General features: G+C 63.2%; 24 protein-coding genes. 12 read left to right on the top strand and 12 right to left on the bottom strand.

Annotated elements, in window-relative coordinates; all coding sequences use genetic code 11:
• Positions 1–105 precede the first annotated feature (105 nt).
• Entirely contained in the window at positions 106–738 is a 633-nt protein-coding gene (locus GCN74_RS14105) for a DUF5610 domain-containing protein (RefSeq protein WP_226939037.1), read from the top strand.
• Positions 739–844: 106 nt separating this feature from the next.
• On the opposite strand, the gene GCN74_RS14100 is transcribed toward GCN74_RS14105, so the two are convergent.
• From GCN74_RS14100 to GCN74_RS14080, 5 genes are all read right to left on the bottom strand, one after another.
• The gene (locus GCN74_RS14100) at positions 845–1810 is read right to left on the bottom strand and encodes a GGDEF domain-containing protein (RefSeq protein WP_152257302.1); all 966 of its coding nucleotides are present in this window, start codon (positions 1808–1810) and stop codon (positions 845–847) included.
• A gap of 263 nt (positions 1811–2073) precedes the next feature.
• Positions 2074–2451: an HPF/RaiA family ribosome-associated protein gene (locus tag GCN74_RS14095; protein ID WP_131374005.1), complete on the bottom strand. Its 378-nt coding sequence runs from the start codon at positions 2449–2451 to the stop codon at positions 2074–2076.
• A gap of 235 nt (positions 2452–2686) precedes the next feature.
• Positions 2687–3352 carry a DUF1345 domain-containing protein gene (locus tag GCN74_RS14090; RefSeq protein ID WP_152257255.1) on the bottom strand — a complete coding sequence of 222 codons (666 nt, stop codon included), beginning with the start codon at positions 3350–3352 and terminating at the stop codon, positions 2687–2689.
• Between the two features lie 38 nt (positions 3353–3390).
• Entirely contained in the window at positions 3391–4662 is a 1272-nt protein-coding gene (locus GCN74_RS14085; protein WP_152257254.1) for an MFS transporter, read from the bottom strand.
• 77 nt (positions 4663–4739) lie between these two features.
• Positions 4740–5765, bottom strand: a complete 1026-nt coding sequence (locus tag GCN74_RS14080; RefSeq protein ID WP_152257253.1) for a CDP-6-deoxy-delta-3,4-glucoseen reductase — start codon at positions 5763–5765, stop codon at positions 4740–4742.
• 12 nt (positions 5766–5777) lie between these two features.
• Between GCN74_RS14080 and GCN74_RS14075 the strand changes: the two genes are divergently transcribed.
• The 4 genes from GCN74_RS14075 (at position 5778) to GCN74_RS14060 (ending at position 7983) form a co-directional block, all read left to right on the top strand.
• On the top strand, positions 5778–6695 hold the full coding sequence (locus GCN74_RS14075; RefSeq protein ID WP_152257252.1) for an NAD-dependent epimerase/dehydratase family protein: 918 nt from the start codon (positions 5778–5780) through the stop codon (positions 6693–6695).
• Positions 6696–6779: 84 nt separating this feature from the next.
• On the top strand, positions 6780–7040 hold the full coding sequence (locus GCN74_RS14070) for a hypothetical protein (RefSeq protein ID WP_152257251.1): 261 nt from the start codon (positions 6780–6782) through the stop codon (positions 7038–7040).
• Between the two features lie 192 nt (positions 7041–7232).
• A complete protein-coding gene (locus tag GCN74_RS14065) occupies positions 7233–7502 on the top strand; it encodes a hypothetical protein (RefSeq protein ID WP_152257250.1) in 270 nt (89 codons plus the stop codon).
• A gap of 241 nt (positions 7503–7743) precedes the next feature.
• Positions 7744–7983 (top strand): hypothetical protein, encoded by a 240-nt coding sequence (locus GCN74_RS14060; protein ID WP_029496207.1) that lies wholly within the window; start codon positions 7744–7746, stop codon positions 7981–7983.
• Positions 7984–8064: 81 nt separating this feature from the next.
• Here the strand turns inward: GCN74_RS14060 and GCN74_RS14055 are convergent, their stop codons facing one another.
• The 3 genes from GCN74_RS14055 to GCN74_RS14045 all read right to left on the bottom strand — a co-directional run bounded on the left by GCN74_RS14055 (position 8065) and on the right by GCN74_RS14045 (position 12781).
• A complete protein-coding gene (locus tag GCN74_RS14055) occupies positions 8065–8778 on the bottom strand; it encodes a glycine-rich domain-containing protein (RefSeq protein WP_152257249.1) in 714 nt (237 codons plus the stop codon).
• Positions 8779–8971: 193 nt separating this feature from the next.
• Positions 8972–10819, bottom strand: a complete 1848-nt coding sequence (locus tag GCN74_RS14050) for a CHASE domain-containing protein (RefSeq protein WP_226939036.1) — start codon at positions 10817–10819, stop codon at positions 8972–8974.
• Positions 10820–11014: 195 nt separating this feature from the next.
• Positions 11015–12781: a glutamine--tRNA ligase/YqeY domain fusion protein gene (locus tag GCN74_RS14045; RefSeq protein WP_152257248.1), complete on the bottom strand. Its 1767-nt coding sequence runs from the start codon at positions 12779–12781 to the stop codon at positions 11015–11017.
• Positions 12782–12942: 161 nt separating this feature from the next.
• Here GCN74_RS14045 and GCN74_RS14040 point away from each other — a divergent pair, with 161 nt between their 5' ends.
• From GCN74_RS14040 to GCN74_RS14025, 4 genes are all read left to right on the top strand, one after another.
• Positions 12943–13236, top strand: coding sequence for a DnaJ domain-containing protein (locus GCN74_RS14040; RefSeq protein WP_010395442.1), 294 nt, complete (start codon positions 12943–12945; stop codon positions 13234–13236).
• 96 nt (positions 13237–13332) lie between these two features.
• Entirely contained in the window at positions 13333–13845 is a 513-nt protein-coding gene (locus GCN74_RS14035; protein ID WP_152257247.1) for a hypothetical protein, read from the top strand.
• The gene (locus tag GCN74_RS14030) at positions 13835–14620 is read left to right on the top strand and encodes a hypothetical protein (RefSeq protein WP_152257246.1); all 786 of its coding nucleotides are present in this window, start codon (positions 13835–13837) and stop codon (positions 14618–14620) included. Before GCN74_RS14035 ends, GCN74_RS14030 begins: the two co-directional genes overlap by 11 nt.
• Positions 14621–14639: 19 nt before the next feature.
• Positions 14640–15512, top strand: coding sequence for a hypothetical protein (locus GCN74_RS14025; RefSeq protein ID WP_152257245.1), 873 nt, complete (start codon positions 14640–14642; stop codon positions 15510–15512).
• 167 nt (positions 15513–15679) lie between these two features.
• Here the strand turns inward: GCN74_RS14025 and GCN74_RS14020 are convergent, their stop codons facing one another.
• Complete coding sequence (locus GCN74_RS14020; protein ID WP_152257244.1) at positions 15680–16582, bottom strand: LysR family transcriptional regulator; 903 nt, start codon at positions 16580–16582, stop codon at positions 15680–15682.
• A gap of 108 nt (positions 16583–16690) precedes the next feature.
• Here GCN74_RS14020 and GCN74_RS14015 point away from each other — a divergent pair, with 108 nt between their 5' ends.
• On the top strand, positions 16691–17968 hold the full coding sequence (locus GCN74_RS14015) for an MFS transporter (RefSeq protein ID WP_226939035.1): 1278 nt from the start codon (positions 16691–16693) through the stop codon (positions 17966–17968).
• A 6-nt stretch (positions 17969–17974) separates the two neighbouring features.
• On the opposite strand, the gene GCN74_RS14010 is transcribed toward GCN74_RS14015, so the two are convergent.
• The gene (locus tag GCN74_RS14010) at positions 17975–18631 is read right to left on the bottom strand and encodes a hypothetical protein (protein WP_152257243.1); all 657 of its coding nucleotides are present in this window, start codon (positions 18629–18631) and stop codon (positions 17975–17977) included.
• Between the two features lie 173 nt (positions 18632–18804).
• Between GCN74_RS14010 and GCN74_RS14005 the strand changes: the two genes are divergently transcribed.
• Positions 18805–19131 (top strand): hypothetical protein, encoded by a 327-nt coding sequence (locus GCN74_RS14005; protein WP_152257242.1) that lies wholly within the window; start codon positions 18805–18807, stop codon positions 19129–19131.
• A 7-nt stretch (positions 19132–19138) separates the two neighbouring features.
• Here the strand turns inward: GCN74_RS14005 and GCN74_RS14000 are convergent, their stop codons facing one another.
• Positions 19139–20023 (bottom strand): LytR/AlgR family response regulator transcription factor, encoded by an 885-nt coding sequence (locus GCN74_RS14000; protein ID WP_152257241.1) that lies wholly within the window; start codon positions 20021–20023, stop codon positions 19139–19141.
• The gene (locus tag GCN74_RS13995) at positions 20020–21135 is read right to left on the bottom strand and encodes a sensor histidine kinase (protein ID WP_152257240.1); all 1116 of its coding nucleotides are present in this window, start codon (positions 21133–21135) and stop codon (positions 20020–20022) included. Before GCN74_RS13995 ends, GCN74_RS14000 begins: the two co-directional genes overlap by 4 nt.
• A gap of 196 nt (positions 21136–21331) precedes the next feature.
• Here GCN74_RS13995 and ugpQ point away from each other — a divergent pair, with 196 nt between their 5' ends.
• A complete protein-coding gene (ugpQ, locus tag GCN74_RS13990; RefSeq protein WP_152257239.1) occupies positions 21332–22075 on the top strand; it encodes a glycerophosphodiester phosphodiesterase in 744 nt (247 codons plus the stop codon).
• Positions 22076–22148: the final 73 nt, after the last annotated feature.

The raw sequence follows: 22148 nt of genomic DNA, 5'->3' as shown, positions 1-22148 counted from the left end.
CGGGCCGCTTCAGTTTTCTGAAAACCTGCCGATACTACACGAGAGGATGGTCATCACCGCGTTTCCCGCATGGTGGCATACATTGCCCGTTCAAGGAGGTCTATCGTGTCAATTCCCATCGCCGCAGGCGGCAATTCCGCTCCTTCCGTGACTTCCGTCAGTACGGGTGTTGCCGGCAAGGACGATAAAGTCCAGCAAAAGGACGGCGTCAACACTGAAATGAGCGTGAACGACCGCACCAAGCTGCAGTTGAACGCTTCCATCATGCAGGCGTCGCTGAATGTGTCGATCGGCTCGGAAAACGAGCCCCTGGCGCTGCTGTACAAGACGGCCATCACCAACATCAATGAAGCGCTGAAGGGCCAGTACGGCGACGACGCGATCCAGAACGCGGCCTCGCAGGACAATAGCGCCGAAGCGACGGCGAGCCGCATTGTATCGCTGTCGACGGGTTTTTTTGACGCGTTCAAAAAGCAGAATCCCGGCCTGGACGACGACACGGCCTTGACCAGGTTCATGGACACCATCAGCGGCGGCATGGAAAAAGGCTTCAAGGAAGCGCGCGACATCCTGGGCGGCTTGAAAGTATTACAAGGCGATATAGCCAGCAATATCGACAAGACGTACGCGCTGGTGCAGAAGGGCTATGCGGACTTCGTCGCCGCACACAGCAGCAAGAAGAATGACGCTGCGGCGCCAACTACGCCTGCCAAGCCGGCCGACAGCAAGGCTGCCTGATCATTATTGCGCCGGAAGCGCCTGAGAACGTGACCAGGGCCAGGCGCATTGCCGAAGGCAGTACGAATGTACGGCGAGGCAATGCCACGACGCCATGGGCTTTTTATCAGGTGCTGACCCGGTTGCGCCCGCCCGCCTTGGCGCGGTACAGCGCCGCGTCGGCCGCCGCGATCAGGTCCTCGTCGTCCTGTTCGGCCGCCAGGCTGGCCACGCCGAAGGAGCCCGTGATGTGCGGCAGCGGGTTGCGCATGTCGGCGAAGATGACGGCTTGCTGCATGCGCTCGCACAGGCGCTCGGCCACGCGCAGGGCCACGTTTTCGTTGGTATCGGGCAAGATCACCATCATTTCCTCGCCACCATAGCGCACGGCAAAATCCGTGGGCCGCAGGGCGGCGCCCAGCACCTGCGCGGCGATGCGCAGTGCCTGGTCGCCCGCCTGGTGGCCGTGCGTGTCGTTGAAACGCTTGAAATGGTCGAGGTCTATCATCACCAGCGACAGGGGCGAACTGCTGCCGTGGGCCGTGACGATCATGTTCGGCAGTAAATCGGTCAGCCAGGCGCGGTTATACAGGCCCGTCAGGCTGTCGACCATCGACAGCTGGCGGTAGAACTCGCCCAGTTTCTGGCGCCGGCGCAGCAGGGCGTTGGCAGCGCGGATGCGGAAGGACAGCAGCCGCAGCAGGTTGCGCGCCAGACCGTTCGATTGCTCGATCAATTCCCATACGATGGCCGCGTCGATCACCAGCAAATCGGTTTCCTCGAGGGCGGAAATGGCGGCCAGGTTGCTCGCTTCGTCGAGCACCGATTGTTCGCCCACGCTTTCGCCGGGCAAGACCTTGCTGACGGTGCCGTCATCCATGCCCGTGTGGGTGTCCGCGGCCACGGCCAGCGAGCCGCGCAGGACGATGTACAGGCTGGTGCCCTGGGTGTCGGCAATGGCTTCGCCCGCTTCGAGGCGCATGACGGGGCAGGGCGCCAGCATGGCGGCCGTCTGGCTGTCCGCCCCATCGCGAAATAGCTGTAAATCGCCGATGTTGCAGCCTGAAGCGCTGAAGTTGCCGATCTGTTCCACAATCATACTTTCAAAAAGCCGGCGCGCGCGAGCAGAGGGCCGGTATCTTCATGATAGCGTAAAGCGGCCCTGGCTGTAACGGCAAAAGCTTGCTTGATGTTACTTACTGTGAGAAATACGACAATTATTTCCTTGTCGTGTTGATAAGCTGGAATGCTTGCAATTTAATTATTGTTATTGCGGCAGGTGAAAGGCGGGGCCGGATGTGCAAAGGCAGCCTTGAACGGCTGCCTTGGTCTCTGGCAAATACTGCAGTGGGGGGATTATTCGGCGGTTTCTTCCGCTTCGGCCGCATCGATCACGGCATTCTTGCCGGTGGCGTGGCGCTTGCTGTCTTGCAGACGGCCCAGGGCGCTATCGATGGCGCGTTTCAGTTTGTCGGTGGCGCCGGCAACGGATTGGTGCACGGTGGCGTTTTGCTCGGTCACGGCGATTGGCTGATAGCCAGCAACGCGTGCTTCCATGACGCAGCGGATATCGTCGGCGCCGCCTTTCGGGCCATTCGTGTCGCTGAGGTGGACTTCGATGCGGGTCAGGTTGTCGCGGAAGCGGCTCAGTGCGTTTTCAAGTACGGATTGCACATGTTCGTTCAGTCCAGCGGTGTTGGCGATGGTGCTGTCGGTATGAATATTGATTTGCATATGCTTACTCCTGTCAATTCAAAAAAAACCATCTCAGGCGCCTGGCACGGCAGTGGTCAAACCCGCTCCCAGGGCGCGCCGGCGCCTGGTTCTTGCCTCATGCACCAGATCTGTGCATGACCTGTCTTACGTAATCCATCTTACTCCTCTTTCCCGTATTTCAAGAGGGTGCGCACGATTAAGATGAGCTTAACCCTACACCCAGGTCAAGTTTCCACTACGAAATTATTTACCCTTAGCCATTGATGAGACCGGCCGCGATATTGATGGACAGTCCCAGCACGACCAGGTTGAAGAAAAAGCTCAGCACGGATTGTCCCAGCACGATTTGCCGCATCAGCCGCGTCTGCACGGAAACGTCGGACGTTTGCACGGCCACGGCGATGGTGAAGGCGAAATACAGGAAATCCCAGTAATCGGGGTTTTGCTCGTCGTCGGGAAATTTCAGGGGGCGCAAGGCGGGGTCGGCCTGGTAATACAGGTGGGCATAGTGGACGCAGAACAGGGTGCCGACGAGAAACCAGGAGCCGACCAGGGTGAGGATCGTCAGGCCGTAATGCAGCGCGCGCTCGTCCGGTGCCATGTCTTTCATCGAGGACAGCTGCGAGACGATGGCTGCCAGGCTCATCACGGACGCCACGGACAGGGCCGACAGGACCGTGGCGGCCCGTTCATCCTGGCGCTGCGCCATGGCCTTGACCTTGTGATGGTTGGCCCGCATCATCATCCAGGCCATCGTCGCCAGGTAGAACCAGACGGCCACGTTCCACGCCGCCAGCAGGCGCGTCATCTGTTGCCAGGACGCGGGCAGCAGCAGGCCGGCCGCCACGCCGATGGCCGTAGCCAGGCTCAGGTGGGGGCGGCTGCGGATGAAGCCGTGAAACGGAAGCGTGATTTTCATGGTGCGAAGTCGTCAGTGGCAATAGCGCATCTTAGACCTTATGGGCTGGTCGCGGTGGCCGTCCTGGCGGCCGCTTCCTTCTCGTGGTGGGGGAAGCGGTCCATGCGCGACAGCACGGGGAACAGCACGGCCCACACGCCCGTCACGGCCAGGGTGGCGGCGCCGCCGAAGAGCACGGCGCGCACCAGGCCGAACCAGCCGGCCGTCAGGCCCGATTCGAATTCGCCCAGCTCGTTCGAGGCGCCGATGAAGACGGCATTCACGGCGCTGACCCGGCCGCGGATTTCGTCCGGTGTCTCGAACTGCACCAGCAGGTGGCGGATGTAGACGCTGACCATGTCGCCGGCGCCCATCAGGAACAGCGCCGCCAGCGCCAGCGGGAAAAAGCTGGTGCTGCCCAGCACCAGGGTGCCCAGGCCGAAGACGGCCACGCCGCCGAACATCCAGGCGCCCACCCGGCGCGTGATGGGGAACATGGCCAGCGCGATCGAGCACAGGGCGGCGCCGGCGCCTGGCGCCGTGCGCAGCAGGCCCAGGCCGCTGGGGCCGATATGCAGCACGTCATGCGCGAGCGCCGGCAGCAGGGCCGTGGCGCCGCCGAACAGCACGGCAAACAGGTCGAGCGAAATGGCGCCCAGCACGATGGGTTTCGACCAGACGAAACGCAAGCCTTCGAGCAGGGTATGCCAGCTGGCGGGCTCGCGTTTCACCACTTGCGGCGCGGGCGTGGTGGCGCGCATCAGCAGGACGGACACCACCAGCAGCGCGGACGAGATCAGGTACACCACCTTGGGGCCGAAGTAGTACAGCAAGCCGCCCAGGGTGGGGCCCAGGATGATGGCCACGTGCGAGCTCGACGAGCTGAGCGCCACGGCGCGGCTGAATTGTTCCGTCGGCACCATGTTGACCAGCACGGCTTGCGTGGCCGGCATCATGAAGGCGCGCGCGCTGCCGAACAGCACCAGCACGGCAAACACGGGCCAGACGATGGACAGCCCGCTCAGCGTAAAGGCCAGCAAGGCCAGCGCGCACGCCAGCTGGGCCGCCAGGCACCAGGCGATGATGTTGCGGCGGTTGTAGCGGTCGGCCACGTGGCCGGCCGGCAAGATCAGCACGAGGAAGGGGGCGAACTGCGCCAGGCCGATCAGGCCCAGGTCGAACAGGCTGCCCGTGATCTGGTACACCTGCCAGCCGATGGCCACGCTTTGCATCTGCACGGCAAGCGTGCCCAGCACGCGGGCGGAAAGGTAGAAGGCGAAATTGCGGTGACGCAGGATGCTGAAGCCGTTGCCGGCAGATGCGAGGGACATGGGATTTCCAGGGAACGGCGGGATGGAGCGGTGGCGGCAGCGGATGCCGCGCCAGCAGCACCCCGCTGTCTGGATGCTTACTTGGCCAGGTCGGCTTCCGTGGTGAAGGCGTCCGCGTAGAACTCGTCGGATGGCAACTGGCACAACTGCACGAAATCGCGGTGGGCCGAATCGACCATCACGGGCGCGCCGCAGGCATACACCTGATGGCCGGACAGGTCGGGCAAGTCGGCGATGACGGCCTGGTGCACGAAGCCCGTGCGGCCGCTCCAGGCGTCTTCCGGCAAGGCTTCCGACACGACGGGCACATACGTGAATTGCGGCAGGTCGGCGGCCCATTGGCGGCACAGCGCATCCATGTACAGGTCCTGCGGGCGGCGGCCGCCCCAGTACAGGGTGATCGGGCGCGGGGACTTCTCGCTGATCATGTGTTCGACGATGGCTTTCAGCGGGGCAAAGCCCGTGCCCGAGGCCAGCAGCACGACGGGTTTGTCGGAATCTTCGCGCAGGAAGAAGGTCCCCATCGGGCCTTCGAAGCGCAGGATGTCGCGCTCCTTCAGGGTGCCGAACACCTGGTCGGTGAACAGGCCGCCCGGCAGGTGGCGGATGTGCAGGCTCACGGGGCCGCCGTCGGCGGACGCGCCGGCCATGCTGTAGCTGCGGCGTTTGTTGTCGCGCAACAGGATTTCGATATACTGTCCGGCGCGGTAGTGCAGGCGCTCGCTGGCCGGCAGCTGCAGGGTCAGCACGACGACGTCGGGCGCGACTTTTTCGATGGTGGTCACGCGCGACGGCATTTTCTTGATCGGGTAGTCGCTGCTGCCCGCCACTTCGCGTGCTTCGATGACGAGGTCCGCATTCGTGGTGGCGCAGCAGAACAGGGAAAGGCCGGCCGCTTCCTCTTCCGGCGTCAGGGCGCGTTGCTGGTGTGCCTTGTGCTCTACCTTGCCGGCAACTACTTTGCCCTTGCAGGAGCCGCAGGCGCCATTTTTACAGCCATATGGCAAGCCCACGCCGGCGCGTATCGCCGCCGCCAGCACAGTTTCGTCCGCTTCGCAGCTGAACTGGTGGCCGCTGGGCTGAACAGTAACTTGAAAAGTCATACAATCCTTGAGATGAAAAATATGTTAATGCACTCTTTGCGCAAGCCCGTGGGCTTGCCGCGCCTGCTGATCCTGGGCTGCGGCGATGTGGGCATGCGGCTGCTGCCCTTGCTGCGCGCGCGCTTTCGCGTCTTTGCCGTCACCAGCCAGCCGGCGCGCTGCGCCCAGCTGCGGGCCGCCGGCGCCGTGCCCATCGTGGCCAACCTCGACGACCGCGCCAGCCTGCAACGGCTGGCGGGGCTGGCGCCCATGGTCGTGCACCTGGCGCCGCCCCTGTCGTCGGGCGTGCTGGACCGGCGCACGCGCAATCTGGTCGCCATTTTACCCGAGCATGCCCGCATGGTGTATGTGAGCACCAGCGGCGTATATGGCGATTGCGCTGGCGCCTGGGTCGATGAGGCGCGGCCGGTGGCGCCGGCGAATGCGCGCGCGCGCCGCCGCGTCGACGCCGAACAGGTCTTGCGGGACTGGGGCGCGCGCCGCGGCGCCAGCGTGGCCATCCTGCGCGTGCCCGGCATCTATGCGGACGACCGCCTGCCCCTGAAGCGCCTGCGCGAAGGCACGCCGGCCCTGGCCGCGGGCGACGACGTGTACACCAACCATATCCATGCCGATGACCTGGCCCGCATCATCGAGCGGGCCTTGTGGCGGGGCAAGCCGGGACGCGTGTATCACGCCAGCGATGACAGCGAGCTCAAAATGGCGGAGTATTTCGATGCCGTGGCCGATACCTTCGGCTTGCCGCGTGCGCCGCGCCTGCCGCGTGCCGAGCTGCAGCAAGTGGTCACGCCGATGCTGCTGTCGTTCATGTCCGAATCGCGTCGCCTGCGCAATACGCGCATCAAGCGCGAACTGGGCGTGCGCCTGCGCTACGCGCACGTGGCCGATGCCTTGCGGCCGCTGGCTGCCGGCGGGGCCCGCATCGGGTAAAATGGCCGGTTACCTGCGCACTTTTCCTGGGCCGGCGCGCAGCGCGCCGTTCCGGCGCTGCGCCATTCACTTAAGGAATACAGCATGAGCATCCTCACTTACGAAGAATACCTGGACGAGGTCACCACCGTCCTGACGGAACTGTATGACCTCGATGACGACGCCGCCATCAAGCTGGTCGTGGCGGCGCAGGACGCCGAATTTTTTGTCCCGCACGATGCGCATGAGGAAATGCGTACCGTCGAGCAAGCCAAGAAAGATGCGGTCACCCTGTTCGAGCGCAAGCAGAATCGCCAGCAAACGCAGGAAAAGCAGCAACAGCGCGTACGCCAGCAAAAGAAATAAGGATGGGCCGCCGGCCGGCAGGCCGTGGGGCAGCATGGGCTTCGGTGCAATGCCGGGGCCTTGCCATTTGATGTAGCGCAAACGTGTCATGGCGAGCCGGCGATATGGTGAGCAATGTCGTCACGCGTCTTGGCTATTTGTGGCGGGCTCTACAATTAGCGCGACGTCGTTTCCAGTCAGCAGGAGCGAGCCATGCGAGCTACGAGTCACCCCAGCAAGGAACAGGTGCGCGCCTATATGCGCCGCCGTGAGCGTGCGTTGCAACCACCGCCGCCACCCGATGAAATTCGCCGGCAACTGGCCTGGTGCCGCGTGGACGCCTTCCCTAGCGCCAGTCTGCGGGCCACCCCGGCCGGCGTGGCCGTTCAAGGCTGGCACTTGTCAGCGGAAATGGTACGCCTGAGCGCGCTCATGGCGATTGCCTGGTTCATGCGTAGCGGCGTTCTTCATTGTAAAAATTGATGACTTGCAGCAAATTTTTCCGATTTGAGTTATCCTCTAGCACATTCCAAGTGCGTCAATTCTCTTCAATTATCACAATTTTGCTTTAAGTTACGCAAAAATCAACAATAGCGTGTATTATATTGTTTGCGGCGTAAATGCCGCATAAGTGATGGCGCTTTTTAGTGTGTTTACCCTGAATTATTGCAGAAGAGACATTCGGTTTCTTTTTGCATTAATACAACAAGTCGGATTTTTGATCATGTCTCTCAAACAAATTACCTCTTTGCCTACCTACAACCCGAATCGCGTCCTCGATGCGATCATCGACAAGCTGCAACTGAAAAACGATGCCGCCCTGTCGCGTGCTCTGGAAGTGGCGCCGCCTGTCATCAGCAAGATTCGTCACAATACCTTGCCGATCGGCGCCACGATCCTCATCCGCATGCATGAAATCAGCGATTTCAGCATTCGTGAACTGCGCGAACTGATGGCTGCCTAAGAGCGCCTGACAGACGGCAAACTGAGAGGTGCCGTCTGGGTAAGTCAAGCTTGCCGCGTGCGGCAGCCACCTTTGTTTTCTCTATTGCGTGTCGCGGTTCAGCACCGGGCGATCGATATAGAAACGCCCCATCTCCAGGCCAGTCGTGGACGACTTGACCACTGCGGCGGCCAGTGTGGCGGGTGCGCTGGAAAATGCGGTGCTGGCAGCACCGGTCGCGCGGCCCGAATACGCGGTCGCCTGCACCGCTGCGCTGGAAAACGCCGTCTGCACGGCCCGGCCCGAGTACGCCGTCGCCTGTACCGCCGCACTGGAAAATGCTGTTTGTACAGCCCGTCCTGAATACGCGGCTTGCACGGCCCGTCCCGAATAGGCCGCCTGCACGGCGCGGCCCGAATACGCGGTTTCTGCGCGGATATAGTCTTCCCCGAACGTTTGCTCGTACAGCTGCTTCATGCGCTCGCCCACGCGGTGGTGCGCCGCTTCGTCGTCCTCGCCGCGCAAGCCGATGTACGGGAAGTGATGCAGGAAGTAGCCGAAGACCTGTTCGCAGTCGGCCGCATATTTCAAGGTGTCGAGGATGTGGTAGTGCCAGAAGGTATCGACGTCCATCAGCGGCGCCGTTTCTTCTTCCGGAAACTGTTTCATCAGGATCAGGAAGCGCCGGTATTCGAACTCCACCGCATTTGCCTTCTCCAGGCTCCATCCTTCGCCGGATTCCCGGTGCATCAGCTTGACCTTGATCGCGTCCAAATTCAAATCGGCAATTGCCTTGAAACTGTCGTTCGTATCCATGGGTGTCCTTTAGTCGTGGGTATCGTAAAAGCGCTGCGTGAGAAAAAACGGCGAAAAATAGCTGGCTGGTGGCGAGAACTCCTGGCAAGTGGAAGGGTGCCTGGATGCTGCCTGCCAGGCTAATTGTTCTACATCAATATTGCACCTAATCACAAAATACGCAAGTCGAGCTTGTTTCAAGCGGGCGTGCCCGTCAGGTGCTGGCCCTGCTTTCCTCCTGGTAGGGAAATGCGGTGGCGTCCGCGCCCAGCGGTACGCTGACGTGCACGCTCATGCCGGCACCGGGGCTGCTTTCGATGTGGAAAGTACCCCCCAGTAACTTGATGCGCTCCTCGATGCCCACCAGGCCAAACGAGCCCAGCTTGTTGCGTCCGTCGATGGCCGCACCCACGCCGTTGTCGCTGACGCTCATCGACACCGTATCGCGGCACTTTTCCAGCTTGACTTGCACGCGGCTGGCATTGGCATGCTGGGAAATATTGCTCAAGGATTCCTGCAGGATGCGGAACAGGGCCGTGGCGCACTGGTCGCTCAGGCAAATATCGTCGTGGCTTTCGCTCACTTCGCAGGCAATGCCCGTGCGCAGGCGAAACTGCGCCACCTGCCATTCGACGGCCGCATTCACGCCCAGGTCCAGCACGGTTGGACGCAAGTCGTTGATGATCTGCCGCACGCTCTTGATGGTGGCGTCGATCTGCTCCAGGGTCGAGCGGGCGCGGGCGTTCAGGCGCGGGTGGCGGCGCTGCGTGCGCGAGGCCAGCATGTCGGCGTCGATGCGCAGCACCAGCAGGTTCTGTCCCAGGTCGTCGTGGATTTCGCGCGCGATGCGCTTGCGTTCTTCTTCCTTGATCTGGTCGGCATGGGCCGCCAGGCGGCGCAGTTTCTGGTGCGACAGTTGCAGGCGGATCTGGCTGGCGCGCAATTCCTCCGTCATGCCCGTGGCCATCTGGATGGCGCGCCGGCGCGACGACGCCAGGGTATGAAACAGCATATACAGCAGCATGGTGCTGGCAAAGCCCGTCAGCAGGGCCAACCACGGCAGGAAGGCGCCGAAGCGCGTATACAGGTCGCTCTTGCGCACGCTGAACAGCGCTTGCCACACGCGGCCATTATGTTCGATCAGCATCGTGCTGCTCAGATACCGGCCGGAGTTGCCTGGCAGCCACCAGGGCGCATGCATGCCCGCCGTCGTGCTGTCGAAGACAGGGTGCATGTCGTGCGGCAAGTCCAGCGGTTCGCGCGCCTGCGGGCCGATATCGAACAGGGTCAGGCGGACATTGCGTACCGGCATGTCGGCCAGCGCGCTGCGCATCATCGTCACCAGGTCGTAGCCGATGCCGACGGAACCCTGGTAGGCCGCGCGCCTTTGCTCCACTGTGCCGGTCGGCATGCCGTGGCGGTACACGGGCAGGCGCATGGCCATGCCCGTCAGCTGCGGCCGGCCTTCCATCGGCACGGGGACGCCGGAATTGCTGATCTGCCCCGAATCGCGCGACTGCGCCAGCGCTTCGGCGATCAGGGGGCGCGAGGCGATGTCGTAGCCAAACTTCTCCGGGGCGCTGGCAATCGGCTCGATGTACGTCAGCACGGAATATCGGGCGCGCGGGGCGGGTGGCTCGATGGCAAACGGCGGATAGCCGTCGCGCCAGGGCGGATAATCGCGCTGCATGGCCGCTTCGAAGGCGGTGCGCTGCACACCGTCGAGTTCCTGGCTGTAATTGAGATTCATCACGCCCGGGTAGTTCTGTTGCAAGGAGATGTTTGCCACGTAGCGGTGGAATTGCTCGCGGCTCACGTGTTCGTTGGCGTGGAACAGGCTGGCCGTGCCGCGCAGCAGGTTGGCATACGACCTGATGCGCGATTCGATGTTTTTCTGGGTATTGCGGGCCAGATTGTTGAACAGTTCGCTGGCATCGTTTTCGATCGACAGCGAAGCGGCCACGTAGAACAGCAGGCCCGCCATCAGCGACAGCACGAAGCCGAGCAGCCAGAGTGGTCTTTTTTCAGGGGCTAACTGTTGCTCGCCGGCAGTAGAGGACATCGCAATCCGCATCAGGAGGTGGAATCGGGTGCCGCCTGTAGGGCGGTGACCTTGCTGAGTTGCACAAGCACAATTGTAAATTGCTTAATATGTGCACAATATACAAAACTATTGTTAAGGTAGTCAACTGGCAATGTTTCTCCTTGAAACGAAAAAAAACCGCCGCAGCGGTTTTTTCCGTATGCCGTCCAGCCCTTATTTCGCGGGCTGCCAGCTGTCTTTCAGGGTGACGATGCGGTTGAAGACGGGCTTGCCAGGCTGGCTGTCGACCCGGTCGGCCGCGAAGTAGCCGTGGCGCTCGAACTGGAAGCGCTGTTCCGGCTGGGCCAGTTCCGCGCCCGGTTCCAGCCACGCTTGCACGACTTCCTTGGCCAGCGGATTCAGGGCCAGCTTGAAGTCCTTGCCGCCCGCGTCCGGCTGCGGGTCCGTGAACAGGCGGTCGTACAGGCGCACTTCGGCGGGAATCGCCGTCGGCGCGCTGACCCAGTGCATATTGCCCTTGACCTTGTAGTTGGCGCTGCCTTCCGTGCCCGACTTGCTGTCCGGGAAGTAGGTGCAATGCACGGCGATGACCTTGCCGTTTTCATCCTTGTCAAAGCCCGTGCACTCGATCACGTAGCCGTAGCGCAAGCGCACCTTGCTGCCCGGCTTGTCGTCGATGGGCGGATACAGGCGGAAGTAGCCCTTGTTCGGCACTTCCATGAAATCGTCTTCCTCGATCCACAGCTCGCGCGAGATGGGGAAGGTGCGCAAGCCCCGCTCCGGGAAGTGCGGATGCACGGGCGCCGTGCATTCCACGCTCTCGTTTTCAGGGAAATTGTCGATGATCAATTTCAACGGACGCAGCACGGCCACCGTGCGCGGCGCCTTCGGGTCCAGGTCTTCGCGCAGGCAGCCTTCCAGCACGCTGTAGTCGATCCAGCCGTCGGACTTGGTCACGCCCGTGCGTTCGCACATCAATTGAATCGCTTCCGGCGTGTAGCCGCGGCGGCGCATGCCCACCAGGGTCGGCATGCGGGGATCGTCCCAGCCGTCGACGATCTTTTCTTCCACCAGCTGGCGCAGCTTGCGCTTGCTGGTGACGATGTAGGTCAGGTTCAGGCGCGAGAATTCGAACTGGTGCGGCACCGGTTGCTGGAAGAAGCCGCCGGCCGACAGGGTTTCCAGCAGCCAGTCGTAGAACGGGCGGTGGTCCTGGAATTCCAGGGTGCAGATCGAATGCGTGATGTTTTCCAGCGCGTCCGAGATCGGGTGCGTGTAGTCGTACATCGGGTAGATGCACCAGGCGTCGCCCGTGCGGTGGTGGTGCGCATGGCGGATGCGGTAGATGGCCGGGTCGCGCAAGTTCATGTTCGGCGAACTCATGGCATCTTCGCTCATCTTCGCGCGCAGGATGTGCTCGCCATCCTTGAACTGGCCCGCCTTCATGGCGCGGAACAGGGCCAGCGATTCGTCGCGCGGACGGTCGCGGAACGGCGAATTCTTGCCGGCCTGGCCGAAATTGCCCCGGTTGGCGGCCATGTCTTCGGCGCTCTGGCTGTCCACATAGGCAAAGCCGGCCGTGATCAGGTACTCGGCCATCGCGTACAGCTGGTCGAAATAGTCGCTCGCGTAGTGCAGGTGGCTCCGGCCGTCGCCATTCTTCGGTTCCCAGTCAAAGCCCAGCCATTTCACGCTGTCCATGATGGTGTCGACGTATTCCTGCTCTTCCTTCGCCGGATTGGTGTCGTCGAAGCGCAGGTTACACTGGCCGGCATAATCGCGCGCCAGGCCGAAGTTGACGCAGATCGACTTGGCGTGGCCCACGTGCAGGTAGCCGTTCGGCTCCGGCGGGAAACGCGTGATCACCTGGGGCAGGCCGGGACGCACGTGGGCGCCGGCAGCCAGGTCGGCTTCGATGATGTTACGCAAGAAATTGGGCGCCAGCGCTGGCGCGGCGGTATTCGGGTTATCGTTGCTCATTGATCAATGCGGAAGAGTGACAGTAAAAAGCATTTTACCGTACCGCAAGCGCTTTATAAGCACGTATTTGCCCCCATTTCCCAGCATGCAAGCGACGCGGACGCCGTTCTATAGGATAATTCGCCTTTAATTAGTAGAAATTCGCGCCTCCGGAGCCTCATATGGAAAATTTATATAACGTCCTCGGTGTCGCCCCCAATGCCAGCGACGATGAAATCAAGAAGGTTTACCGTTCGCTGGCCATGCGCTTCCACCCCGACCGCAACCAGGCCCCCGGCGCCGAGGCGCGCTTCAAGAGCGTCACCAAGGCGTATGAAATCCTGGCCGACCCGGCCAAGCGCGCCGAATACGACCAGAGCGTGAACCACCGCATCATCATCGATCCGGAAGCGGAAGCGTATGCGCTGTGGTGCGGCGTGTTCCGTTTGCACGGCACAGTATTACCTGCCGATTAAATCGATGCGGCCCGCATCAGCCGGCCAGAATTACTTGAAAAACAACAACAACGGTGCTGTTAATCCAGCGCCGCGCATCACATTGGAAAGCACAGCATGAGAAGAGTACACCCTGAATTCGCGTACCAGTCGCGCGAGCTGGAAGGCCAGATCGAAGGCATCCTCGGCGACCCGCCGAACCGCAAGAACTACAAAAGCATGGTCGACGCGCTGGTTGGCGAGTACGCCAGTGGCGGCGGCATCGAAGACGTGAACATGCTGGCCTTCGCGCTGGTCGACCACATCACGTTCAGCGACCCGAAAGGCTTGCTGGCCGAAAGCGAAGACTACGAGTTCGGCGACCCGGCCCGCGTGTTTTCCATGGCCGCCTGCGCTGCGCCGGAAGCGGCCAAGATGTACGCGGCCATCGAAGAGAGCTTCCCCGACCTGGCGCGCCAGGCCATCATCACGGCCTTCCTGCACAAGAATCCGCGCCTGTGGGACGACGACGACCAGTCGCTCGACCAGCTGGCCGCCAATGACGACGGCGACGACGAGCACGATGAAGACGAAGCGACCGACGATTTCGCCCAGATGTTTGACCAGGATGGAGATGACCATGGCAGATAATGAACAAAAGAGCAATCTTCCCGCGCTGACGAAACAGGTCACGGAATTGGTGCTGTCCGGTTCGCTGGGCCACGCCGAGCAGGCGTTTGCCGACGCGGCCGACCAGTACGGCGACCTGGCCGTGGTGGAAGTGCTCAATGCCATCCCGCCGCAAGTGACGGCCCTGCACCTGGCCGGTTTTGACGGCGGCAAGATGTCGCTGGCGACCTTGCTGGTGCCGCCGAAAGCCTGGGCCGACAGCCTGGCCTTCATCGCCGCCACCTGGAGCGACGACCAGATCGAGGACGATCCGGAACGCATCGCCGAAGCGCTGTTCGCGCACATCCACGGCGTGGTGTTTTCCACCGACGACGCCGAGCGCCGCCGCGAGCTGCTGCTCGAAGCGTCCGCCACCGACTGGGGCGCCACGGCGTTTGCCATTTTGTTCTCGATGGCGCCGAAGGAAATCCTCGAAGTGGCGGGAGAAATCGTCATCAAGGGACCATACGTGACGGGCGTGACCTCGTCCGACAACGACGTCGTGCCGCTGGCCATCGAACTGGCGCAGGCGAATGAGGACGGCTGGGACCGCTCGCTGTTCGAGCTGTTCCCCGATTTCCGCCACAGCGCCGACCTGGCCGATGCCGAATACTCGGACGATCCGGATGAAGAGCCGACCATGTTGCAGCGTAGCACCAAGGAATTGCTGTACCGCCTGCGCAAGCAAGTGCCGAGCACGCGCAGCGCGCCACGCTCGAGCACGCGCCGCAGCCTGGGCACGGGCATTTTCTCGTGATGAAAGCAGGGAACGACTGATGCTGCCAGCAATTGTTGTAGAGAATCTTCCGCGCCTGGTGCGCGCCATCAAGCTGTTGCCGAACGACCCGCGCGAGGACGCGGCCCTGAACCTGGCCGACGAATTGACGGGCATCACGGCCATGGTGGCCGAGAAGTTCACGAATGAACGCACGGCCGACGGTATCCAGAAAGCGCTGTACCTGACGGTGGGCGGCGTGTCGCTGGGCCTGGAGCAGGCCGTCGCGCATGATGGCGACCAGGCCGCGCTCGATTTCCTCGTCGAGCACGGCGCCGAGCACGCGTTCCAGGTGGGCTTTCGCCTGATCAAGGAACTGTCGCAGCTGCCCGAAGACGCCCTCGTGGGCGAATACGACCAGGACCCCGTGTATTTGCAGCGCCGCCTGCGCGAGCTGTTCATCGATATTTGCCAGGCCGACCCGAACCAGAACTGGGCCGGCTATGAAAAGTATGCGGTGCAGTTGCAGCAGCGCAAGGAAGTGCAAGCCGTCGTGCGCCTGGCCGGCTGGCTGCGCCGTCACCATGACAACGGCCCCGTCAGCGACAGCGACTTGAATGCCGAGGGCGTCATCGCGCTGGCCATCATCTTCGCCATCGAAGGCGGCGGGCGCGTCATCGCGCGCACGGGGCAGAAGGAGTTCGAGCGCTTCGTGCGTTCCGTGCGCAAGAACAAGCCCGACTTCGAGGAAGGCTGGGCCGCCCTGGTGGCCAAGGTACCCGTGCAGCACCACCCCGTGCTGCTCGACCGCATCGCTTCGTACCGCCGCAGCTGCACCGTGGTGCAGAAGATCCTCACGCGGGCCAGCATGAAAAGCCTGTTCGAGGACCTGGAAAACTATGCGGGTTCGGAGCTGGACGCGGATTATTCGTGATCGTTGATGTCGGATCACGGGGCAGCTTCGCCACCGCTAATCCGACCTACGCCGACGCGCGTCCTGTAGGTCGGCTTAGCTGCGGCACAGCCGCAGCGTAAGCCGACATTGCTGGCGTTGCATTGATGCATGCGATTGTCGGATTACGCCCTGCGGGCTAATCCGACCTACTGCTTTCCTTCCATGGCCGCTTCCTCGGCCAGCTTCACGAACGCCGCCACCTGCGGCGACGTCTCTTCTTCCCGTTGCGCGAGCAATAAGCTGGTGGTTGCCTGCGGGTCGGCGATGGGGCGGTAGCACACGCCATCCATGCGGATGCGGTCGAACGAGGCGGGCAGCACGGAAATGCCGCAGCCGGCCGCCACCAGGCCGATGATGGTCGACGCTTCGCCCGCTTCCTGCGCCACCTGGGGCACGAAGCCGGCCGCCTTGCACAGGCGGAAAATCTGCGGATAAATCCCCGTGCCCGCATTCTTGGGATACATGACAAAGCCTTCGCCCGCCATGTCGGCAATTGCGATGCTGCGCTTGGCCGCCAGCGCGTGGGCGACGGGCAGCACGAGGAACAGCGGGTCCTGGCGCAATTGCGTCAGGCGGACGTCGGCCGGATAGGCCGTTTCCGGCGGGCGCACGAAGCCCAGGTCCATCGTCCTGTCCGAGATCGCTTCCAGCTGATGCAAGGTCGCCATCTCGTGCAGGGTCAATGTGACGTGCGGAAAGAGCTGGCGGTAGCGGTTGATGACGGTGGCGAAATACGGCGTGAACGGCGTGGAAAACGTGAAGCCGATGCGCAGTTCGCCCGCTTCGCCCCGCTGCGCCCGGCGCGCCGTCACGGCCGCCTGTTCCGACAGGGCCAGGATGCGCCGCGCATCGACGAGGAACAGCGTGCCCGCCTGCGTCAGCCGCACGGAGCGCTTGTTGCGCTCGAACAACTGCGCGCCCAGTTCCGCTTCCAGCGCCTGGATCTGCTGGCTCAGCGGCGGCTGGCCGATGTGCAGGCGCTCGGCCGCGCGCGTGAAGTGCAGCTCCTCGGCGACGGCGACGAAGTAACGCAGGTGGCGCAGTTCCATATTCGTCCAGTAATCGTTTTAAAGTATGAGTTGGGCCTTAAATATATATTGGACGATATGAGTTGGCAATCCTAAGATGAAAACTCGCTTCCTATCCGAAACACGGCCATGTCTGATTCATCGCTTGCCTTTTCCTCCGCTGCACCTTCCGCCATCCCGGTTCCTCCCGCTCCGGCACCCCGCACGGCCATTGCCAAGGGGTCCGTCGAATTCAAGCGCAGCAACCGCGCGCTGTTCTTTGGCGGCTTTTCCACCTTCAGCCTGCTGTATTGCATCCAGCCCCTGTTCCCGCTGCTGTCGCACCAGTTCCACCTGACGCCGGCGCAAAGCAGCTGGTCCTTGTCCGTGTCGAGCGGCTTGCTGGCCATCTCGCTGGTGTTGCTGAGTGCCGTCTCGGACCGGGTGGGCCGCAAACCGCTGATGGTGGCGTCGATGTTTTCCGCTGCACTATTGACCATTCTGTCCGCGTTCGCGCAGGACTATGCGCAGCTGCTGGCCATCCGTGCCGCACTGGGCGTGGCCCTGGGCGGCATGCCGGCCGTGGCCATGGCGTACCTGGGCGAGGAAATCGAAGGGCCGTCGCTGGGCCTGTCGATGGGGCTGTATATTGCCGGCAGCGCGTTTGGCGGCATGTCGGGACGGCTGGTGGCGTCCATGCTCAGCGATTTCCTGTCGTGGCGCTGGGCGCTGGGCGTGCTGGGCGTGGCCGGCGTGCTGGCAGCGGCCGAGTTCTGGCGCAGCCTGCCTGTGTCGAAGAATTTCGTGCCCAGCACCAAGGGCTGGAATGCCTTGCCGCACGCCATCCGCCAGCATTTTTCCGACCGGGGCTTGCCGTGGCTGTTCTGCCTGGCGTTCGTGCTGATGGGCTGTTTCGTCAGCCTGTATAACTACATCGGCTACCGCCTGCTGGCCGCGCCCTTCGGCTTGCGCCAGAGCACGGTCGGCTTGCTGGCCTTTTTGTACCTGATCGGCATCTTCAGCTCCGTCTGGGCGGGCCGCCTGGTAGACCGCCTGGGGCGCCGGGGCGTGCTGTGGATCATGCTGTCGGTGATGCTTTCCGGCATTTTATTGACCCTGTTCGACTCGCTGCCGCTGATCGTCGCCGGCATGGCGCTGGCCACCTTCGGCTTCTTTGCCTCGCACTCGATTGCCAGCAGCTGGGTCAGCCGCCGCGCCCGCGCGCCGCAGGCGCTGGCCTCGGCCTTTTATCTGCTGTTCTATTATCTGGGTTCCAGCCTGATCGGTTCCGCCTCGGGCATGATGTGGGGCGTCGACGGCTGGACGGGTGTCGTCGCCATGCTGGGCCTGTGCCTGGGCGGCGGCGTGCTGATCGCCCTGCGCCTGCGCCATCTGCAGCCGCTGGGGGTGCGCGAAGCGGTGGGCTGAGTCCGGCTATTTGGGGCACATGCCGACCGTCGTTTCGCCGTTCTTGCCCGCGCGCGTGGTCACGCACAAGGTGCCCAGCGCGCTGGTGATCTTATAGGTGCGGCTGCCCTTCGCCTCGTTTGCGCCCACTTCCTCGATTTTCGACGCCTCGTACCATTTCGGCGGCACGGCCGCGTAGGCTTCGGCAAAGCCTTGCTGCATGCGCTTGAAACCCGTGTCCTCGAATTTCTCCCCGCCCCGCTGCGGGAATTCCTTGCGCAGCTCCTTGTCGATCTTGCCCACGTCGCGCTTGGCTTGCGCGAGGATATCGGCCGCGCTGGGCGGCGCGGCGAGCGTGACCGCTTCCGGCACCGCCGGCGCTGGCGCTGGAGTTGGTGCTGGCGCCTGCTCGACGGCGGGGGGCGGCAAGGGGCGGCCGATGGGCGCCGGCACTGGCAGGCGGGGCACGCGCGGGGCTGGCGGTTTGGCGCTGGGCAACGATACGGGCTTGGGCGGCGCGGGCGTGGTGTAGCGCAGCCAGGTGATGGCGGGGCCCTGCGGCAGGTTGTCGTCCGTGACGCTGGCGGGCCGCGACTGTACGAAGATATATGCCAGGCCCGCGTGCAGCAGGACGATCAGCAGCAGGCCGGGAGCACGGCGGGGCAGGGGCGGCAACGAGGTCATGGATGGCGTGGTGGTTCGGGTACGCCAATGTAGCTGAAGAATTTGATAATTATCTAAAATGTCACAAGCGCTTACAAAAAAGTGCCCCATGGAAATTTCAATGCCGCGGCGGACGGTGGGGAACCTGGGGCCGGCCTGACGATCCAACTCCAGATAGCATGGGAGGACACATCATGATGCAGGCAAAGGAAGTGGCACGGCGCTTTGGCGCCATCGAACACGCGATCGGCCAGGCGGCCCAGCTGTGCGGCAAGCAGCTGGGCATGTCCATGGACTTGAAAGATTGCATCAACCAGCTGGACCAGCAAAAGAGCGCCGTGCGGCAAGCCATCGACACGCACGACGATGCGCGCATCCGGCAAGCCGTCGACCAGATGGAATCCCTGGGGGACCGCGCCAAGCGGGCGTGCGGCACGGCGTCCAGCATGACGCCGGAAATGAAAAGCGCCGTGCAGAAGGTCCACGATGAACTATCGGACTTGAAGCACCAGCTGCACTAGACCCGTTTTACATCTGGCGGAACAGATGGGCATACAAGGGGCTGACGCGCAGCTGCGCCGGATGCTGGCGCAGGGTCAGTGACAGCTTGCCCGCCTCGTCGCGCACGGCCGTGGCGATGGCGCCGGCATTGACGATGGTGCCCCGGTGAATTTGCCAGAACTGTTGCGGGTCCAGCTGGGGCAGCAATTCCTTCAGGCTCGTGCGTATCAGCGCTTCGCTATCGTGGCACACGACGTTGATGTATTTGTCCAGCGCTTCAAAATACACGACGTCGGCCAGGGCGATCATGCGCACGCTGTTGCCGACGGCCGCCCGTATCATTTGCAGGCGGGGGGCGGGCGGCAGCATGGCTTGCAGCTGGGCCAGCAGGCGGGCCATATTGTCGTCGCCGGCGGCGATGCCTGCCGCGTTCGCCTGGGCCGGCGCTGACGACGCCGACGATGCCGGTGTTGCGGCGCTTGCCGCGGCGGCGGACGGCGTGCCGGCACTGTCGCGCAAGCGCTGCCGCAGGCGTTCCACCGTCTTGCCCAGGCGCGCATCATTGACGGGTTTTAAGACGTAGTCGGCAGCGGCCTGCTCGAAGGCGGCCAGCGCGTATTCGTCGTACGCGGTGACAAACACGATGTGGGGGAAAGGCACGCCACCGGGCCACTGTTCGGCCAGTTCTTCGGCTGCTTCCAGGCCCGTCTTGCCTGGCATTTTGATGTCGAGAAAGAGTATGTCGGGCTGCAGCGCCAGGCCTTGCCGCAATGCATCCACGCCGTTGGGGCAGGTGGCGACAATGTCGAGCTCGGGCCACAGCCGCTGCAAGGCATGGGCCAGGGCGGCGGCGAGTATCGGTTCGTCTTCGGCGATCAGGGCGCGTGGCGCGCGTGCGGTGTGCTGGCTCATGCGAGTGGACTCGTGGTGGTGGGTGGAAGGGGAAGTGTCAGGCGGGCGGTCGCGCCTGCCGGATGGTTGGCGGCCAGCGACAGGCTGGCGGCAGCGCCATGCATGCCGTGCAGGCGTTCGCGGATATTCGCCACGCCCAGGTGCGTGCCCTTGGTCTGGCCCGGATGGCCGAGGCCCAGGCCATCGTCGCTGACGGTCAGGGTCAGCACGCCGCCGTCCGTGGACGCCTGCACATGGATGTGGCCGCCTTCGATCTTCGGTTCCAGGCCGTGCTGGATGGCGTTTTCCACCAGCGGCTGCAGCAGCATGGGCGGTACCTTGATCTGGCGCAAGGCCTCGGGCAAGTCCAGCGCATAGCTGAGGCGCGCACCCATGCGGATGGACATCAGGCCCAGATAGGCTTGCATCAGGGAAAATTCCTGCTCCAGGGTGGTGGATTCGGCGCGCGAGGAGGACAGGGTGGCGCGCAAATACTGGATCAACTGGTCGAGCAGCAACTGGGCGCGGTCCGGGTCAAAGCTGATCAGGCCCTGCAGGTTGGCCAGGGTATTGAACAGCATGTGCGGTTCGATCTGCGCCTGCAGCAGCTGCAGCTGGGCCTGCATAGCCTGGCGCGCCACGGATTCGGCGCGGGCCTTTTCCTGGGCTGCCGCCATTTGTAGACGCGCAATTTTTTCGCGGCTGGAGAAAAACAGCACGGCGCCGCCCGTGGCCAGCAGGGTGAATACGAGCGTGCCCATCATCTGCGTGGGCAGCAGGTTTTCGAAACCGCCCACGTCCACGCCCGTCAGCCAGCTGAACAGGGTCAAGCCCAGCATTTGCGCCACGGGCACGGAAATCAGGATGATGAGCATGAAGGGCAGGAATTTGGGCCGCTGGCCTTCGCCCCACAGGGTCAGGCGCATGCCGTCGATGAGCAGGAAGGCGATCGTGCCGATGCACATCGAGGCGACCAGGTTCTGGCCAAAATGGCTGCCCGGATTGAGGATGAAGGTAATCACCAGCGCGCAGATCACGTTCAGCGCCAGCGCATAGCGCGCGTCGGGCAGCATGCGGTAATAGGGCGAGCGGCGCTTGGCGGGGGCATCGGCGGATGGGGCGTCGGGTTTCATGTAGTTGTCTGCTGGTAACGATGAGGCATTGTGTGCCAGCGCAGGCCAGGGCGCAACCGGGCTGCGACGAAACGGCCTGGACGCGCCGCCATTCACGGCAGCACGTCGCCAAACGGGCCGCTTTACTTTTCAGGGCGGGCACGCAATAGTATGGCAAGACAGTCCTGTATCCATGGAATTGCTATAAAGGAACACCATGTGGCCCTATCCACGCACCCTGGCGCACCGCGGCGGCGGCACCCTGGCGCCTGAAAACACCCTGGCCGCCCTGCGCTGCGGCCTCGCCTACGGCTACCGCGCCGTGGAATTCGACGTCATGCTGGCGTCCGATGGCGTGCCCGTCGTCGTGCACGACCCCGAGCTGGGGCGCACCGTGGCCGGCCGCGGCCATGTCAGCGATTACACGGCCGCGCAGCTGGGGGCGATGGACGCGGGCGCCTGGTTCGGCCCCGCTTTCGCGGGCGAGGGCGTGCCCACGTTTGACGCCGTCGTCAGCTATTGCAAGGCGCAGCGCATCTGGATGAATATCGAAATCAAGCCGGCCCCCGGCTTCGACGTGGCCACGGGCGTAACGGTGGCGCGGGCCGCGCGCGGGCATTTTGCGCAGGAGATCGCGGCAGGAGAAGTATTGCCGCTGCTGTCGTCGTTCAGCATCGAAGCCTTGCGGGCGGCGCGCCAGGCGGCGCCGGAACTGGCGCGGGGCTGGCTGGTCGAACAGATACCGGATGGCTGGGAACGACAGGCGCGCGAACTGGGCGTGGTGGCGCTCCATTGCGACCACCAGCAGCTGACGCGCGCGCTGGCGCTGGAAGTCAAAGCGGAAGGATTGGGACTGTTCTGCTACACCGTCAACACGCCCGAGCGGGCCAGCGAGCTGCTGGCCTGGGGCGTGGACGGTTTTTGCACGGACAGGATCGATCTGATTAAAGCTGGCAAATAAGCTCTTAGCTTCACAGCGCCTGACAGAAGCGTAAATCCGGGGTCAGACCCGTCGGGTCTGACCCCGGCAGTTC

The sequence above is a fragment of the Janthinobacterium sp. FT14W genome, assembly GCF_009208755.1.
In the GTDB taxonomy this organism is placed as follows: Bacteria; Pseudomonadota; Gammaproteobacteria; order Burkholderiales; family Burkholderiaceae_D; genus Janthinobacterium; species Janthinobacterium violaceinigrum.
Note: the sequence above shows the minus strand (reverse complement) of the source record. Positions and strands in the feature narration are given on the sequence as shown.

Coding starts and splice junctions, on each gene's coding strand:
- GCN74_RS14095 (WP_131374005.1), bottom strand. CDS start 2,451: ATGCAAATCAATATTCATACCGACAGCACCATCGCCAACACCGCTGGA.
- GCN74_RS14090 (WP_152257255.1), bottom strand. CDS start 3,352: ATGAAAATCACGCTTCCGTTTCACGGCTTCATCCGCAGCCGCCCCCAC.
- GCN74_RS14085 (WP_152257254.1), bottom strand. CDS start 4,662: ATGTCCCTCGCATCTGCCGGCAACGGCTTCAGCATCCTGCGTCACCGC.
- GCN74_RS14080 (WP_152257253.1), bottom strand. CDS start 5,765: ATGACTTTTCAAGTTACTGTTCAGCCCAGCGGCCACCAGTTCAGCTGC.
- GCN74_RS14075 (WP_152257252.1), top strand. CDS start 5,778: ATGAAAAATATGTTAATGCACTCTTTGCGCAAGCCCGTGGGCTTGCCG.
- GCN74_RS14070 (WP_152257251.1), top strand. CDS start 6,780: ATGAGCATCCTCACTTACGAAGAATACCTGGACGAGGTCACCACCGTC.
- GCN74_RS14065 (WP_152257250.1), top strand. CDS start 7,233: ATGCGAGCTACGAGTCACCCCAGCAAGGAACAGGTGCGCGCCTATATG.
- GCN74_RS14060 (WP_029496207.1), top strand. CDS start 7,744: ATGTCTCTCAAACAAATTACCTCTTTGCCTACCTACAACCCGAATCGC.
- GCN74_RS14055 (WP_152257249.1), bottom strand. CDS start 8,778: ATGGATACGAACGACAGTTTCAAGGCAATTGCCGATTTGAATTTGGAC.
- GCN74_RS14050 (WP_226939036.1), bottom strand. CDS start 10,819: ATGTCCTCTACTGCCGGCGAGCAACAGTTAGCCCCTGAAAAAAGACCA.
- GCN74_RS14045 (WP_152257248.1), bottom strand. CDS start 12,781: ATGAGCAACGATAACCCGAATACCGCCGCGCCAGCGCTGGCGCCCAAT.
- GCN74_RS14040 (WP_010395442.1), top strand. CDS start 12,943: ATGGAAAATTTATATAACGTCCTCGGTGTCGCCCCCAATGCCAGCGAC.
- GCN74_RS14035 (WP_152257247.1), top strand. CDS start 13,333: ATGAGAAGAGTACACCCTGAATTCGCGTACCAGTCGCGCGAGCTGGAA.
- GCN74_RS14030 (WP_152257246.1), top strand. CDS start 13,835: ATGGCAGATAATGAACAAAAGAGCAATCTTCCCGCGCTGACGAAACAG.
- GCN74_RS14025 (WP_152257245.1), top strand. CDS start 14,640: ATGCTGCCAGCAATTGTTGTAGAGAATCTTCCGCGCCTGGTGCGCGCC.
- GCN74_RS14020 (WP_152257244.1), bottom strand. CDS start 16,582: ATGGAACTGCGCCACCTGCGTTACTTCGTCGCCGTCGCCGAGGAGCTG.
- GCN74_RS14015 (WP_226939035.1), top strand. CDS start 16,691: ATGTCTGATTCATCGCTTGCCTTTTCCTCCGCTGCACCTTCCGCCATC.
- GCN74_RS14010 (WP_152257243.1), bottom strand. CDS start 18,631: ATGACCTCGTTGCCGCCCCTGCCCCGCCGTGCTCCCGGCCTGCTGCTG.
- GCN74_RS14005 (WP_152257242.1), top strand. CDS start 18,805: ATGATGCAGGCAAAGGAAGTGGCACGGCGCTTTGGCGCCATCGAACAC.
- GCN74_RS14000 (WP_152257241.1), bottom strand. CDS start 20,023: ATGAGCCAGCACACCGCACGCGCGCCACGCGCCCTGATCGCCGAAGAC.
- GCN74_RS13995 (WP_152257240.1), bottom strand. CDS start 21,135: ATGAAACCCGACGCCCCATCCGCCGATGCCCCCGCCAAGCGCCGCTCG.
- ugpQ (WP_152257239.1), top strand. CDS start 21,332: ATGTGGCCCTATCCACGCACCCTGGCGCACCGCGGCGGCGGCACCCTG.